The sequence below is a fragment of the Streptomyces sp. NPDC054047 genome (genome assembly GCF_055585065.1).
Map to the genome: position 1 here is coordinate 1,051,065 of NZ_JBVJKV010000003.1, position 14,849 is coordinate 1,065,913.

Annotated in this window: 14 protein-coding genes; 12 read left to right on the top strand and 2 right to left on the bottom strand. The window is 71.2% G+C overall.

What is annotated here, in order from left to right; all coding sequences use genetic code 11:
* Positions 1–26: 26 nt before the first annotated feature.
* The 11 genes from ACZ6ZP_RS16305 to ACZ6ZP_RS16355 all read left to right on the top strand — a co-directional run bounded on the left by ACZ6ZP_RS16305 (position 27) and on the right by ACZ6ZP_RS16355 (position 10,176).
* A complete protein-coding gene (locus ACZ6ZP_RS16305) occupies positions 27–1,112 on the top strand; it encodes a cation diffusion facilitator family transporter (RefSeq protein WP_469407182.1) in 1,086 nt (361 codons plus the stop codon).
* 336 nt (positions 1,113–1,448) lie between these two features.
* On the top strand, positions 1,449–1,853 hold the full coding sequence (locus ACZ6ZP_RS16310; RefSeq protein WP_351155882.1) for a hypothetical protein: 405 nt from the start codon (positions 1,449–1,451) through the stop codon (positions 1,851–1,853).
* A 155-nt stretch (positions 1,854–2,008) separates the two neighbouring features.
* Positions 2,009–2,704: a DUF3105 domain-containing protein gene (locus tag ACZ6ZP_RS16315; RefSeq protein ID WP_361474624.1), complete on the top strand. Its 696-nt coding sequence runs from the start codon at positions 2,009–2,011 to the stop codon at positions 2,702–2,704.
* Positions 2,705–2,799: 95 nt separating this feature from the next.
* Positions 2,800–3,537, top strand: a complete 738-nt coding sequence (locus tag ACZ6ZP_RS16320; RefSeq protein ID WP_469407185.1) for a hypothetical protein — start codon at positions 2,800–2,802, stop codon at positions 3,535–3,537.
* Between the two features lie 262 nt (positions 3,538–3,799).
* Positions 3,800–4,774 (top strand): PstS family phosphate ABC transporter substrate-binding protein, encoded by a 975-nt coding sequence (locus ACZ6ZP_RS16325; protein ID WP_399972646.1) that lies wholly within the window; start codon positions 3,800–3,802, stop codon positions 4,772–4,774.
* The gene (pstC, locus tag ACZ6ZP_RS16330) at positions 4,771–5,721 is read left to right on the top strand and encodes a phosphate ABC transporter permease subunit PstC (protein WP_399972650.1); all 951 of its coding nucleotides are present in this window, start codon (positions 4,771–4,773) and stop codon (positions 5,719–5,721) included. The genes ACZ6ZP_RS16325 and pstC overlap by 4 nt, the downstream gene beginning before the upstream one ends.
* Complete coding sequence (pstA, locus tag ACZ6ZP_RS16335; protein WP_469407187.1) at positions 5,718–6,623, top strand: phosphate ABC transporter permease PstA; 906 nt, start codon at positions 5,718–5,720, stop codon at positions 6,621–6,623. Before pstC ends, pstA begins: the two co-directional genes overlap by 4 nt.
* Positions 6,624–6,628: 5 nt before the next feature.
* Complete coding sequence (gene pstB / locus ACZ6ZP_RS16340; RefSeq protein WP_351155869.1) at positions 6,629–7,546, top strand: phosphate ABC transporter ATP-binding protein PstB; 918 nt, start codon at positions 6,629–6,631, stop codon at positions 7,544–7,546.
* 12 nt (positions 7,547–7,558) lie between these two features.
* Complete coding sequence (locus tag ACZ6ZP_RS16345) at positions 7,559–8,275, top strand: response regulator transcription factor (RefSeq protein ID WP_469407189.1); 717 nt, start codon at positions 7,559–7,561, stop codon at positions 8,273–8,275.
* A gap of 65 nt (positions 8,276–8,340) precedes the next feature.
* Positions 8,341–9,237: a DNA-binding protein gene (locus tag ACZ6ZP_RS16350; protein ID WP_469407192.1), complete on the top strand. Its 897-nt coding sequence runs from the start codon at positions 8,341–8,343 to the stop codon at positions 9,235–9,237.
* 462 nt (positions 9,238–9,699) lie between these two features.
* Positions 9,700–10,176: a hypothetical protein gene (locus tag ACZ6ZP_RS16355; RefSeq protein WP_351155861.1), complete on the top strand. Its 477-nt coding sequence runs from the start codon at positions 9,700–9,702 to the stop codon at positions 10,174–10,176.
* On the opposite strand, the gene ACZ6ZP_RS16360 is transcribed toward ACZ6ZP_RS16355, so the two are convergent.
* Positions 10,177–12,378 (bottom strand): FUSC family protein, encoded by a 2,202-nt coding sequence (locus ACZ6ZP_RS16360; protein WP_361474461.1) that lies wholly within the window; start codon positions 12,376–12,378, stop codon positions 10,177–10,179.
* Positions 12,379–12,598: 220 nt separating this feature from the next.
* Here ACZ6ZP_RS16360 and ACZ6ZP_RS16365 point away from each other — a divergent pair, with 220 nt between their 5' ends.
* The gene (locus ACZ6ZP_RS16365) at positions 12,599–14,092 is read left to right on the top strand and encodes an MFS transporter (protein WP_469407194.1); all 1,494 of its coding nucleotides are present in this window, start codon (positions 12,599–12,601) and stop codon (positions 14,090–14,092) included.
* Here ACZ6ZP_RS16365 and ACZ6ZP_RS16370 read toward each other — a convergent pair.
* Positions 14,058–14,633 (bottom strand): TetR/AcrR family transcriptional regulator, encoded by a 576-nt coding sequence (locus ACZ6ZP_RS16370; RefSeq protein WP_351155855.1) that lies wholly within the window; start codon positions 14,631–14,633, stop codon positions 14,058–14,060. The genes ACZ6ZP_RS16365 and ACZ6ZP_RS16370 overlap by 35 nt on opposite strands.
* Positions 14,634–14,849: the final 216 nt, after the last annotated feature.

Genomic DNA, 14,849 nt, shown 5'->3' on the forward strand with positions numbered 1-14,849 from the left:
CCGTCCCGCGTCGGAAGGCCGCACTCGTGAGTGAGCAGCACGGACACCCGCACCCTTCGCACGAGCACCACCCTCATGGCCACTCCCACTCCCACGGCCATGAGCCCGGCGGTGCGGGGCGTCGCTCGGCCCGCTGGCGGCACAAGGCCGGGCACGTGCTGAAACCGCACTCGCACGAGTCCGCCGACAAGGTCGACCCGGCGCTGGAATCGTCCGCGCGCGGCATGCGCGCGCTGTGGATCTCCCTGGCCGTCCTCGGCGTGACGGCCGTGGCCCAGGCGGTGATCGTGGTGCTCACCGGTTCGGTAGCGCTCCTCGGCGACACCGTGCACAACGCGGCCGACGCGTTGACCGCGATCCCGCTCGGCATCGCCTTCGTCCTGGGCCGCAGGGCCGCCACGCGCCGCTTCACCTACGGCTACGGCCGGGCCGAGGACCTCGCGGGCATCGTCATCCTCCTGACGATCGCCGCGTCCGCGGCCTTCGCGGCCTGGGCGGCGGTCGACCGGCTGCTCAACCCCCGCACCCTGAACCACCTCTGGGTGGTGGCCGCCGCTGCCGTCATCGGCTTCATCGGCAACGAATGGGTGGCCCGCTACCGCATCCGCGTCGGCCGCGAGATCGGCTCGGCCGCCCTGGTGGCCGACGGCCTGCATGCCAGGACGGACGGATTCACCTCGCTCGCCGTCCTGTTGAGCGCGGGCGGCGCCGCCCTGGGCTGGCGTCTCGCCGACCCGATCGTGGGCCTGCTGATCACCGCGGCGATCCTGCTGGTCCTGCGGGACGCGGCACGCGAGGTCTTCCGCCGGGTGATGGACGCCGTCGACCCGGCCCTGGTCGACGCGGCCGAGGAGGCGCTCCTGACGGTCCCCGGCGTACTCGGCGTGGGCGAGCTGCGCCTGCGCTGGATCGGCCACCGGCTGCGCGCCGAGGTGGCGGTCGTCGTGGACGGGGAGCTGTCCGTACGGGAGGCGCACGAGGTCGCGGTCGACGCGGAGCATGCCCTGCTGCACGCGGTCCCGAAGCTGACCGCCGCGCTGGTGCACGCCGACCCGGCGGTCGTACCCGGCGCCCCGGACCCGCACAACGTCCTTGCGCATCATGGGGCGTGAGGGGGCACGCTGAGCTTGGCCATGCCGGGCTGCTGCGCATGGCCTGTGCGGTATGGCTTGGGTGGCATCTCCTTGGGCGGTGCGGCCCTGCGCGGTATGGCTTGGGTGGCATCTCCTTGGGCGGTGCGGCCCTGCGCGGTATGGCTTGGGTGGCATCTCCTTGGGCGGTGCGGCCCTGCGCGGCGTGGCTTGGGTGGCATCTCCCTGCGCGGTGCGGCCCTGCGCGGTATGGCCTGAGCGGCACCTCCCTGCGTGGCACCTCCCCGCGCGGCATGGCCTGCACCGCACCGCCCCTGAGCCCCGGCACTGATCCGGCAGCGGCTACTATCTGCGGCCATGGCGTCAGGGCTGCGGGACACGGTGGGCGGAGAGCGGCGGACCGCCGCGCGCTGCGCCGTGTTCGGGGTCAGCCTCGCCACCCTGCTGGCCGTCCTGTGCGTGTGCTTCGGCTCGGCGGGGCATCACGACGACACGCGCGCTGGTGGCGTGGTCTCGGTCTCCGCCTCCGCCTCCGCCTCCGCGGGGGAAGCCTCGCTCGGTCACAGCTGTCCGCCCGGCGACCGGTGCGCCTCCGCCACGCACGCCACGGCGACCGCGCTCCCGGCCCCTGAACCGTCGGTGCCGACGACGCTGGGGGAGGCGGGACTGCCCGCGCCCCCTGCCACCGCACCTCCCTTGCCACGGGGGCCTGTTCACCGGTACGCCCCGGATCTCCATGTCCTTCAGGTGCAGAGGACCTAGGCCGGACCCCCGCGCGACCGAGTCGTCCTCCGTCCGTCACGGACGGAGGACGACAGACACAGTCACGATCACGGTCGCGCGCCCGTGCCGCTCACCTCACACACCATCACCACCGCCGTGCCCCGGGCACGGCGGGGACAAGGACATCCCCGGACATGGGCACCCCCAAGACAGGCAAGTCCAGGACAGGCAAGCAGAAGACGGGCAAGACGGCCGCGACAGCCGCGGCGCGCAAGACCCGCATCCAGGAGCAGCGCCGCGCCGAGCAGGCACGCGACCGGCGCAACCGCGTCATCGCCATCACCGCGGGCGTGGCCGTACTGGCCGGGCTCGCCGGATTCGGTTCGTACGTCCTGCTCGACGCGGCGGAGAAGAAGGACAAGAAGGAGGCCGTCGCGCAGGCCCCCGTCAAGGGCGAGAAGACGTGGGACGCGAAGAAGCTCGGGCGCAACCACGTCACGAAGAAGGTCGACTACCCGATGACCCCGGCAGCGGGCGGCGATCACAGCCAGGCCTGGGCCAACTGCCAGGGCGATGTGTACGACAAACCGCTGGGCGAGGAGAACGCCGTCCACTCGCTGGAGCACGGCGCCGTCTGGATCACGTACAACGACAAGGCGGCGGCCGGCGACATCAAGACCCTGAGTCAGAAGGTCAGCACGACGCCCTACACGCTGATGAGCCCGGTCGCCGAACAGAAGGGTGCCCTCACGCTCACCGCGTGGGGCCGCCAGCTCACCGTGGACAAGGCGTCCGACCCGCGGGTCGAGCAGTTCCTGGGCAAGTACGTGCAGGGAGACCAGACCCCCGAGCCCGGCGCGGCCTGCACGGGCGGAGTCGGACCGGCGTGAGGAGTGGAGCTTGAGCGGGAGCGGGCGGGCGGCGAGTCCCGCCCGCCCGCTCCCGCCGGGTGCCATCGAAGAGCGCTGCGCCTAGTCTCTGTGGTGTGCTGAGCATCGTTGATGATCTGGCCGGGTTCGGACCGCTGCGCATGTGCGCCCATGCGCCGTCGGCCGACGACCCCGACGACCTGACCGGACTGCGCGTGCTCCTCGTCGCGGACGTCCTCGCCCGCCTCGTCGAGCTGCGCGGCCGGACCATCCTCATGGGGTGGACCTGTCCACCGGCAGCCGCCGCCGACGCCGCCGGTATCCGTCCGGCCGACGCCCACGGCACCCCCGAGGAGATCGCCGAGGCTCTCGGCGGCCCACCGGCCGTGCACCTCACCAGCCGTACGTACGAAGGCGCGGGCGGTCTGTCCCTGCACATCGGCGCAGCCGCCGCGCGAGGAGACGCCGACCAGAACGCCGACCAGAACACGGACCGGGACGCTCTCGCCCTGCGGCTGCTCCTGCTCGGCCACCCGCACCACGAGCCCGTCGAGGTCACCGGGGAAGCCGTCGACGCCGCCGACGAGAAGCTGGCCAACTGGCGCAAGGCCGTGGCCGCCTGGGCCGAGGAGCCGTCCAAGGCGATGCCCGCCGACTTCGTGGAGCGGGCCCGCGCCGCCCTGGAGAACGGCTTGGGCACCCCGGCGGTGCTGCGACTGCTCGACGGTCTGGAGGCGGCCGTCGACGTACCGGGCGGCGCCAAGTTCGAGACGTTCGCCCATCTCGACCGCGTACTCGGCCTGGAGATCGTCCGCGATGTCGGCCGCTCGCACTCCGCCGAGGTGTACCGGTGACGGAGCGCGTCGCGGGCACGGCACGCCGCAATGTCCCCAACTGCCCCTGGTGTAGCGGGAGTTGATTGCGTTCGGGCGGCATTCACCTAGTGGTGATCGTCCAGGGAGAAGCTCAGCCATGCTTCGGCGCCGCGACACCTCCCATACACCCGCGGTTCATATAGCCGCAGTTCGCTCCAAGGTGTCTTGTGGGAGCTCCGCTCCACGCGGACCTCCTCGGTTGCCGGCCCAGTCACCGGCCCGACATCAGGGATCGTGAGAGATGAACGCAACCAGTGGTTCACGAAGGTCCGTCGGGGGAGCGGCGCTGGCCTGCGCCGTGGCTCTCACCCTGAGTGCCTGCGGGGGCGGTGACGCGGGTGGCGGCTCCGGTGACGGCGATCAGCTCTCGGGCACGGTCAAGGTGGACGGCTCCAGCACCGTCGCCCCGCTGACGACGGCCGCGGCCGAGATCTACGCCGAGGAGCAGCCCAAGGTCCGTGTCACGGTGGGCACATCGGGCACAGGTGGCGGCTTCGAGAAGTTCTGCAACGGCGAGACCGACATCTCGGATGCCTCCCGTCCCATCAAGGACGAGGAGAAGGCCGCCTGCGAGAAGAAGAGCATCACGTACGAGGACTTCCAGGTCGCCAACGACGCGCTGACGGTCGTGGTGAACAAGGACGCCGACTGGGTGGACTGTCTGACCGTCGAGCAGCTGAAGAAGATCTGGGAACCCAAGTCCAAGGTGAACAACTGGAACCAGATCGACCCGAAATTCCCCGACCAGCCCTTGAAGCTGTTCGGCGCGGGCACCGACTCCGGCACCTTCGACTACTTCACCGAGGCGGTCAACGGCGAGGAGGGCGCCTCGCGTACCGACTACTCGCCGACCGAGGACGACAACGTCACCGTGCAGGGCGTCGAGGGCTCCAAGGGCGGGCTCGGCTACTTCGGTTACTCCTACTTCGAGGAGAACACCGACAAGCTCAAGGCCCTGAAGGTCGACGGCGGCAAGGGCTGCGTGGCGCCCGGCGTCGAGACGGCCCAGAACGGCGAGTACGCGCCCTTGTCCCGGCCGCTGTTCATCTACCCCAACGCCAAGTCCCTGGACCGGGAAGAGGTGTTGTCCTTCGTCGAGTACTACGTCGAGAACAACGAATCCATCGCCGAGGACGCGAAGTTCATCCCGCTCAACCAGAAGCAGGAGGAGCAGCTCAAGGGCGACCTCGACAAGCTGAAGGCGTCGACGAAGTGAGCCCGCCGCCCCGCCCGCCCTCCGTGGGGCCTCTTGGCCGGCGGTCCCTGCGCAGGGACCGCCCTCGCTACGGCGAACGGGCCGTCCAGACCGTGCTGTTGATCGCGGCCCTGGTGTCCGTCGCCACGACCGCGGGGATCGTCATCTCGCTGATCCCGCCCACCGCCGAGTTCTTCGAGCGGGTGGACGTCGGAGAGTTCCTGGGCGGCACCGAGTGGACCGCGCTGTTCACCAAGCCCCAGTACGGTGTCCTGCCGCTGCTCGGCGCGACCCTCCTGATCACCGTGATCGCGCTCCTGGTCGCGATTCCGGTCGGGCTCGGCTCGGCCGTCTACCTCAGCGAGTACGCGAGCCCGCGCGTGCGCAAGGTGCTCAAGCCCGCCCTCGAAGTGCTCGCCGGTGTACCGACCGTCGTCTACGGCTTCTTCGCCCTCAGCTTCGTCACGCCGCTCCTTCAGGACCACTGGCCGTTCGGCGAAGGGCCCGACTTCAACAACGCCCTGTCGGCGGGGCTCGTCATGGGCGTCATGATCATCCCGACCATCGCCTCGCTCTCGGAGGACGCCATGGCCGCCGTGCCGGACGCCCTGCGCGACGGCGCCTACGCGCTCGGCTCCGGCAAGCGCGTCGTGTCCGTACGCGTCGTGGTGCCCGCTGCCCTGTCCGGCATCGTCGCCGCCTGCGTCCTTGGCATCTCCCGCGCGATCGGCGAGACGATGATCGTCGCGATCGCCTCCGGCAACCGGGCCACGCTCAGCTTCAACCCGCTGGACGCGATGCAGACCATGACCGGATTCATCGCCCAGGCCGGCTCGGGCGACATCCCCGTCCAGTCCTTCGAGTACAAGACCATCTTCGCCGTCGGCGCCCTGCTGTTCGTCATCACCTTCGTGATGAACATGATCAGCATCCGCCTGGTGCGCAAGTACCGGGAGGTGTACGAATGACCGACATCCGCGTCACCGAACCACCCGCGCACGCGGCACCCCGCAAACTGGCGGGGCCGCGCTTCCGGCCCGGTGAAACCGCCTTTCGCGCCCTGCTGCTGTGCTGCCTGGGCGTGGGGATCGTCTTCCTCGGCGTGCTGCTCACGTACGTCCTGGTCGAGGCCTGGCCGCGCCTCGACTCGCGGCTGTGGAACAACTTCCCCTCGATCCGCAGGCCCGAGCGCGCGGGCGCCCAGTCCGCGATCTTCGGCACGATCTGGGTGGTCGCTTTCACCGCGCTCTTCTGCCTGCCGACCGGCGTCATGGCCGCCATCTACCTGGAGGAGTACGCCGACCCCAACCGCTGGTACAACCGCATGATCGAGCTGAACATCCAGAACCTGGCCGCCGTGCCCTCGATCATCTACGGCATCCTCGGCCTCGGTCTGCTTGCCCGCCAACTCTCCCTTGGTACAACGGTACTGACGGCCGCACTCACGCTGTCCCTGCTCGTCCTGCCGGTCGTCATCATCGCGTCGCGGGAGGCGATCCGGACCGTGCCCCAGTCGATTCGGCAGGCGTCCCTGGCCCTGGGCGCGACCCAGTGGCAGACCATCCGCCGCCAGGTGCTTCCCGCGGCCGTACCCGGCATCGCGACGGGGTCGATCCTCGCCCTGTCCCGGGCCATCGGAGAGGCCGCGCCGCTGCTGCTGCTCGGCGCGGTGACGTACGTGGCCTTCAACCCCGAGGGCCTGGAGAGCGCGTACACCGTCCTGCCCATCCAGATCTTCGGCTGGATCAGCCAGTCCCGCGAGGAGTTCCACCACCTGGCCGCCGCCGCGATCGTCATCCTGCTCGCCATCCTCCTCCTCATGAACGCGGCCGCGATCTGGCTGCGCAACCGCTTCAGCAAGCGCTGGTGACCCCGATGAGCCAAGACCCCGTCCCTTCCCCCACCCCGCAGCGGCAAGAGCCGCTGCCCGACCCCACCCGCCACGACGCGCCCGAAGGGCGCTCCCTGGCCCTCGCGATCGGCGACCGCCGCCAAGGCCGGCCCACGCCCTCCCTCGGCGATCCGGTCTTCCACATCTCCGACCTGGACGTCTGGTACGCCGACCACCAAGCGGTCCGCGACGTGACGCTGACCATCGGCCGTCGCCAGATCACCGCGATGATCGGTCCGTCCGGCTGCGGAAAGTCCACCGTTATCCGCTGCCTCAACCGGATGAACGACCTCATCCCCGGGGCCCGGGTGACCGGCAAGGTCGTCTACCACGGGGAGAATCTGTACGACGCCGAGATCGACCCCATCGAGGTCCGCCGCCGCATCGGCATGGTCTTCCAGAAACCCAACCCGTTCCCCAAGTCGATCTACGACAACATCGCGTACGGCCCGCGGGTGAACGGCAAGAAGGGCAACCTCGACGACCTCGTGGAGGAGGCCCTGACCGGCGCCGCGCTCTGGGACGAGGTCAAGGACAAGCTCAAGGCGAGCGCCCTGGCGCTGTCCGGCGGGCAGCAGCAGCGGCTGTGCATCGCGCGGGCGATCGCCGTGCGGCCCGAGGTGATCCTGATGGACGAACCCTGCTCGTCACTCGACCCGATCGCCACCGCGCGCATCGAGGACCTGATGGCGTCTCTCGCGGCCGAGTTCACCATCGTCATCGTCACGCACAACATGCAGCAGGCGGCTCGGATCTCCGACTACACCGCCTTCTTCACCGCCGACGTGGACGACAAGGGCGTACGCCACGGGCGCCTCGTCGAGTACGACACCACCGAGAAGATCTTCGAGAACCCGGCCGACCCGCGCACCGAGGACTACATCACCGGCCGCTTCGGATAAGGGGGTGGCCCGATGCCGCAGCCCGGAGCGCGAAGGACGCCCTGCCGTCTGCCCACCGCACCCGCGCTGCTGCTCGCCGAGGCCGACGAGGCGGTCGCCGGGGAGGTGGCCGCCGGTCTCACCGCCGAAGGCATCAAGGTCACCGAATGCCGCGACGGCGCCGAAGTCCTGCTGCGCGCGGGCCTGGAGCGGCCGTCCATGGTCCTCCTCGGTGTTCCGCTGCCCGTCGTCGACGCGGCGGCGGTCACCGAACTCCTCAGCCGTCTCTGCCCGTTGACGGTCGTCGTGGGGGTCGGCCGGCAGGACGCCGATGAGGCGGTGGCCGCCCTGAATGCCGGAGCGGTCGCCGTCGTCGCGCGCCCCTACCGCCTCGCCGAGATCCTTCCGCTGCTGTGGCGGGCGCCCGCGTCGGGCGCGGCACCGGGGGAGCGGCTCACGGTGGGCGACATCGAACTCGACCCGGCCGGGATGCACGTCCACGTACGCGGCAGGCCGCTGCACCTGCCGCTGCGGGAGTTCCAGGTCCTCGGCTATCTGATGCAGCACGCCCATCAGGTCGTGGGCCGCCAGCAGATCCTGCGCGAACTGTGGGGCGACGAACTCACCGACACCAACACACTCACCGTCCACATCAAGCGACTGCGCGAGAAGATCGGCTCGGTGCCCGGCAGTTGCTGCACCATCGACACCGTACGGGGGCTCGGATACCGCCTGGAGTCGGCCCGCTGAGCGGAGTGCCGGTCCCGGCCGGGGCGCCTGTCCCGTTCGGGAGACGCGTGGCGGATCATGGCAGGGTGATCCCCTTGGCCGTCCGCACCGTCGAGCGCCTCGTGGCCCTCGACGCCACCTCCGGCGCGACCTCCGCGATGCCCGCCGTGCGCGAGGCCGTGCGGCGCATCCCGGAGCTGTCCGCCGATCCCCGGACCCTGCGCCCCCAGGGCGGCGACCGGCTCGCGGCCCTCGCCGAACTGTGCGAAGTCATCGGGTGGATCCTCTTCGACGCGGGCCGCTACCGCGCTGCCCACCGGATGAACGCACGGGCGCTGGCCCTGGCGCAGGTGTGTGGCGACCGCTGGACGGCTCGCTTCGTCCTGCTGAACGACAGCATGCTCAAGGCCCATACGGGTGCGCCGCGCACCGCCCTGGAGACCGCGGCCCGCGTGGGCGGGGCCCGAGCGCTCCCGGCCAGGGTCAGCACTCTCGTCCTGATCCGCCAAGCGCACGCGATCGCGCTCCTGGGCGGCGACCGGGAGCCCACGGACCTGATGGCCCGCGCCCGGAACCGGTTCCTGGACGGCGTATCGCGCCACGACCCGCCCTGGGCCTGGTGGATCGACCAGAACGAGCTGCTCGGCCACCAGGGCTGGGTCCTCGCCCGGCTGCGCCAGTGGGATCAGGCCATCCCCCTCCTGCACGAGGCGGCCACCGCACCCGGCCCCTCCTACCGGAACCTGTTCACCGCGCAGCTCCTGTCGGCCCTCGCACGAGCCGGAGCCTGGCGAGAGGCGCAGGACCTCATCGCCGAGATCGCTCCCCGCGCCGCCCGCATCGGCTCCGTACGCACCACCCAGACCCTCGGACGGACGGCATCCCACCTGCTGGGGAAGCCCGGCACCCCGGCACCGCTGCGGGAGGCGGCAGCGTTCCTCCTGGAGTCGCTGCCCGCGCCGGAAGGCACCGGCCCGAGCTGATCGCCGACCGGAAAGCGACCCACCCGACCCGTCCCCTGAACTATCCCGGCCATGGGCGAGCCCCGCAGAGATCGTGCACCTGTTCCTCGCCGACCCGACCGCCGACCACGGCTGGGTGCACGACTGCGCGGTCGAGTGACCCGGCGTCGACGAGGCGCTGATCGCCCGGCTGCGCACACAGTTGCCGGTCGGGGAGTAGGTGCCGGTGTCTCGGTGGTGCATCGCCGTGCCGCAGCGCGAGTATCCGAGGCGTCTGAGGCCCCGACGGAGCGACATTTCAGCCCTCCGCCGGAGCCGCTTCGCGGCGTATTGCGTCCGCGTCCCAGTCGTACGACAGTCAAAGTGCCCTCTGCGGGAGCGAGTTGACGTCCGGCTCGCAGAGGGCCGCCCCGGACCCCGGCGAGAGATCACGCCTGATGTGAACCCTGCCCGCCGAGCGGGCTGCCGCCGGGGAGCCGGGACATGGACCGACGCGAACGCAGTGCCCTGACCGAGCAGGAGTGCCTCGAGCTGCTGGCCCGTACCCCGGCCGGACGCCTGTCCTTCGTCCATCGCGGTCTTCCGCACATCGAACTGGTCGGCCTGATCGACCTCGACGGGGAACCGGTGGCCCTGCTGCCCGACGACAGCGACATCGCCCGCGCCCTCTCGGCGGTCATCTCCCCGCGCAAACTGGTCGCCGTGCAGACCGACGACCTGACCGAGGCCGGCCGCTGGGTGCGCTCCGTGACCGTCGTGGCCCGGCCCCGCTGGATCGTCAGCGTCGACGGGCTGCGCGTGTGCCGTCGCGCCGCCGCGGTCCGCGGCCTGCACACCGCCGCGGACGCCTGGTTCCTGGCCCTGACCCACCCCGCGCTCTCCGGTCAGCGCACCGCACTGCGCGCGGCACAGCCCCGACTCACGGCGGCCCAGGCCCCCAAGAGCGCCGTCGCGCGGTGATCAGAGCTGCGGGGCCCTGCTCGCCGACCTGCCGCGGCCCGCGACCGGCACGTCCAGGGGGCGGGCGAGGCCCACCACTCCCTCGTCGAGGCGCTGGAGATGGCGCAGGACGCGGTAGGTCACCGTGCCCGAACGGGGGGCGCCCGAGCCCTCGGCCTCCAGCATCGAGGCGATGCTGGCCCCCGACTCGACCTCACCCGTGGCCTTCTCGTCGTCCACGTACGCGGCGATGACCTCGAGGTTGTGGGCGATGCGCAGCCCGGCCCGCTCAAGGCGCGGATCGGCCGCCACGTTCTTGCTGTAGGGCACGAGCTCGGCCGTCGCGGCCAGCGAACGGGCGTGGTAGGCGCAGGTCTCCAGAAGCGCCACCAGGTAGCGGGCCGTCCTGCGGCGCCCGCGCAGCGGGGTGATCGGGTGGGTCAACGGCTGGATGGAGGCGCGCAGATCGTCGAGCGCGGTGTCCAAGTCCCGTGCCTTGTCCAGGAGGTCGGCCGCGGGGCCGCCGCTGAGCTGCTCGACCGACGCGGAGATGACGTCGGCGAGCCGGGTCAGGACCGTGTTCAGGAGCTCGTCGGTGCGGTGGTCGGTGCGCACCGGAAGCACGAGGACCGCCGCGATGATGCCGCAGGCGGCCCCGAGCGCCGTCTCCTCGATGCGCAGCCAGAGCACGGCGAGGCTGTAGGTGTTCAGGAGCGTGTAGAGCAGGCCCAGCATCGCCGTGACGAAGAAGGACATGAGGGCGTACGACAGGGGAGCGGTGAAGAACATCGCGAAGATGAAGACCAGGACGAGCGCGAACGCCACCCAGGTGTGGTTGCCGACCAGACCCGCCAGCGCCACCCCCGCGACCACCCCGAGCACCGTGCCGAGCAGCCGTCGGTAGCCCTTGACCAGGATCTCGCCGGTGGAGGCGGTGTTGAGGAACACCACCCAGCAGGTGAGCACCGCCCAGTACCAGCGCTGCGTGGAGAGGAACTCGCCGCCGATGATGGCGAGCGTCGAGCCCACCGAGACCTGGAACGCGGCCCTGGTGGTGGGGCGCCGCAGCCCGGTGCGGTCGTCCTTGTCGGGTTCGGCGGCCTCCTCGGCGCCGGCGATCGCGATGTCCTCGGCGTCGAACTCCTCGCGGGAGCGGGTGGTCGCCGGTGAGTCGTCGGACTCGTCCTGCGGGCCGTCGAGCGCGAGCCGCAGGCCGAGGATGGCGCGTGCGGCCTCACCGATACCGCGGAAGACGTCCTGGACGGCCGCCGAGGCCCGGGGCAGATTGTCCTCGTCGCGGTAGCCGAGCAGCCTGTTGCGCACGTGGGCGAGGCCCGTGCCCCGCTCCTCGGCGACCGGGCGGCCGACCAGCAGGTGCAGCGCGTTCAGATCGCGGCGCAGGGTGACGGTCGCGGCGTCCTCGGCGCGGATGCGCGTTCCCGTGGCCGGGACGGGAGCGTGCGGCAGATGCAGGGTGAGGGTGTCCGCGCGTTCGGCGCTGCGCGCGTTGAGCAGGAGTACGCCCAGACGTTCGGCGGCGATCTCCGCGTCCGCCACGCGGCGTTGGACCAGCGCCGCCGTGGCCTCGTCGGGGGTGCCCTCCTCGAGGCGGCCCTGGATCATCAGGGCGGTCTCGTGCAGCCGCGCGGTGCCGCGGCGCAGCTCGTCGAGGACCTTCTCCAACTGCTCTGGCGCGGCGTCGAGCAGCGCTGTCTGCGTGGCCACCAGCTGCGCGAGCCGCGCCCGGAAGGCGACGCGCAGCCGCGCCAGGTCACGTCCGGGCGTCTCGGGCACGACGGCGAACCGTACGACGGCGCTGCACACGAAGGCGACCGCCAGCGCCAGGTAGAGGCTGGGCAGGGCGGACGTGGTGGCGCCCACGAACAGCGAGACGAAGTAGACCTGAAAGCCGATCAGGCCCAGGGCCGTGCCCCGGTCGCCGAACCGGCGGCTGTAGACGGCACCGAAGATCAGCGCGACGAAGAAGATGTCACCGGCGACGACCTGGTTGTGCAGCAGCGCCCCCAGGGAGATCGCCGTGATCGCGACGGGCAGGCCGAGCGCGAGCGTGACCGCCTGGCCGCGCACTTCCTTCTCCTTGATGGCGAAGGTGGAGACCATCGCGGTCATCGCGCCCGCGACCATGTGCGTGACGTCCGTGCGCAGCAGCGCGAGGACGACGAGCGTGAGGGCGATCGCGCCGACCGTCCGCAGCCCCGCCATCAGTCGCAGGAGTCCGGGATCCGACGCCACAAAGCGGTCCCATGTGTTGGTCCTGGTCCGCCGTTTCACTGCGCTCACACCCTCATCGCCGCTGTTCAGGCCGGATTCTGTCACGGCGTGGTGCAACCGGGGCTTGAGGGTTCACAGCGTGATACACCCACGGCGTCGACCGGAAGCGGGCGAAAGTCTCCGGGGCGACTTCAACGAAACACTTGAAGTCATGAATCCAGCAGACAACGAACTGTCCGGGGCCCAGCCGCGCGCCGACGCCCCGGCACCGCACGACGCGGGGCCGGGCCCCGGACCCGACTCCGCCCGGCGACGCTTATGGACGCTCCTGGCGGTGAGCGCGGCCCAGCTCCTGGTGGTCCTGGACGGGACCATCGTGAACATCGCGCTGCCCTCCGCGCAGAGCGCGCTCGGCATGTCCGACGCGAGCCGGCAGTGGGCCGTCACCGCGTACGCGCTCGCCTTCGGCGGGCTGCTGCCGATCGGCGGCCGGGTCAGCGGCGCCCTCGGCCACCGGCGTGCGTTCCTCATCGGCCTGATCGGGTTCGCCGCCGCGTCCGCGCTCGGCGGGGCCGCCGTGCACCCCGAGATGCTCTTCGGGGCGCGCGCCCTGCAAGGGGTGTTCGCCGCGCTCCTGGCACCCGCGGGGCTCTCCTTGCTGACGATCACCTTCACCGAGCCCGGCGAACGCGGCAGGGCCTTCGGCGTGTTCGCCGCGGTGGGAGCCGCGGGATCGGCGGTCGGTCTGGTCGCCGGGGGACTGCTGACCGAGTACGCCAGCTGGCGCTGGTGTCTGTACGTCAACGTCCCCGTGGCCCTGCTCGCCGTGCTCGGCGCGGCGTTCGTGCCACGCGACCGGCCGGTGCGCGACGCGGGGCGGCTCGATGGCGCGGGCGCCCTGCTCAGCGCCACGGGCTTCGCCGCGATCGTGTACGCGTTCAACGAGGCGGAACCCCTCGGGTGGGGGTCGCCGAAGGTGCTCGCCCTGCTCGCGGGCGGTGTCCTGCTGCTCGCAGCGTTCGCAGCCGTCGAGGTCCGCGCACTGCGGCCTCTGCTCCCGATGTACGTTCTCGTGCACCGGGCCCGCGCCGCCGCGTTCGCCTCGATCACGCTGCTGTTCGTCGCGATGTTCGGCTTCTACCTGTTCATGAGCTACTACACGCAGACCGTCCTCGGCTACTCACCCGTCGAGGCGGGCCTGACGCTGATCATCAACGCCGTGGCCGCCCTGGTCGGCGCGACACTGATCGCCGGGAAGCTGCACGGACGCGTCACGCCCGCCGCGCTGATCGTGCCGGGGCTGCTCGCCGCCGCCGCGGGGATGTTCCTGCTGACCCGCCTGACGGCGCAGAGCACGGACGTCTTCCCGCTGTACCTGGTGCCCGCGCTGATCCTGACCGGCCTGGGCCTGGGCTGCGTCCTGCCGCCCACCGCGAGCCTGGCCACCGCGGACGTGCCGCCCCGCGACATCGGAGCCGCGGCGGCAGCGTACAACGCCTCCCAGCAGCTGGGAGCGGCGCTCGGCACGGCCCTGCTCAACACGGTCGCGGCCAGCGCCACCGCCTCGTACCTGGCGTCCATGGCGGCCGCCACGCCCACGGCGGCCTCCGTGCACGGCTACACCACGGCCCTGACGGTCGCCTTCGGCATCCTTCTGGCCGCGGCGGGCGTCACCGCGGCGCTCCTGCGCGCAGGCCGTCCATGACCAGGTCCAGGAGCCGTCCCGCGCGCGTCTGCCAGTCGCCGTGCGGGTCGATCTGCCAGAGGCCCGCGATGGCCAGCAGGAAATCGTCGGGGGTGACGCCGGGGCGGATGGTGCCCGCCTCCTCGTTCGCCTTCAGGAGGAGCGTGACCGCCGAGCTCACCGGCCCGTGCCCCACGCCCGCGAAAGAGCCCTGCGCGCTGGTGGCCTTGCGCATCGCGTCGGCCAGGCCCGCCTTGGCCATGGCGTACTGCGCGAGGCGGTCCATCCACTCCCGCAGGGCCTGGTCGGGCGGCCGGGTCTGCAGGAGCTGGCAGGCGGTGTCGGCGACCTGCTGGACCTCGTAGCGGTAGACCTCCAGGACGAGAGCCTCGCGGTTGGGGAAGTTGCGGTAGAAAGTCCCCTGCCCGACGCACGCCTTCTTCGCGATCGCGCTCAGCGGGGCGTCCGCCGACTGCGTCAATTCGGCCAGGGCCACTTCCAGGATGCGCTCGCGATTCCGTTGCGCGTCCGAGCGCAGCTGGGGGTCCTTCTTGGGATGCACTCGTCCTCCTCCCGAGAATCGCGGCTCGGATCACTCTTGCTAAGCGGACAGCTGTCCGTTAAGTTTTGAAGCTAACGGACAGCTGTCCGCTTAGGGTCACCATACCGGCAGACCCCCTCTACGCACAGCGCCATCTCTTCCCGGAGTCTCCCTCGGGGCCGCCCCGTACGACGCTCCCGCTCTTACGTGACAGAAGCTGACAGAAGCGAAAGAAGG

Bases quoted from the DNA above. Each gene is read 5' to 3' on its own strand.
- ACZ6ZP_RS16310 (WP_351155882.1), top strand. From the start codon at position 1,449: ATGGCGTCAGGGCTGCGGGACACGGTGGGCGGAGAGCGGCGGACCGCC.
- ACZ6ZP_RS16315 (WP_361474624.1), top strand. From the start codon at position 2,009: ATGGGCACCCCCAAGACAGGCAAGTCCAGGACAGGCAAGCAGAAGACG.
- ACZ6ZP_RS16325 (WP_399972646.1), top strand. From the start codon at position 3,800: ATGAACGCAACCAGTGGTTCACGAAGGTCCGTCGGGGGAGCGGCGCTG.
- pstA (WP_469407187.1), top strand. From the start codon at position 5,718: ATGACCGACATCCGCGTCACCGAACCACCCGCGCACGCGGCACCCCGC.
- pstB (WP_351155869.1), top strand. From the start codon at position 6,629: ATGAGCCAAGACCCCGTCCCTTCCCCCACCCCGCAGCGGCAAGAGCCG.
- ACZ6ZP_RS16345 (WP_469407189.1), top strand. From the start codon at position 7,559: ATGCCGCAGCCCGGAGCGCGAAGGACGCCCTGCCGTCTGCCCACCGCA.
- ACZ6ZP_RS16355 (WP_351155861.1), top strand. From the start codon at position 9,700: ATGGACCGACGCGAACGCAGTGCCCTGACCGAGCAGGAGTGCCTCGAG.
- ACZ6ZP_RS16360 (WP_361474461.1), bottom strand. From the start codon at position 12,378: ATGGCGGGGCTGCGGACGGTCGGCGCGATCGCCCTCACGCTCGTCGTC.
- ACZ6ZP_RS16365 (WP_469407194.1), top strand. From the start codon at position 12,599: ATGAATCCAGCAGACAACGAACTGTCCGGGGCCCAGCCGCGCGCCGAC.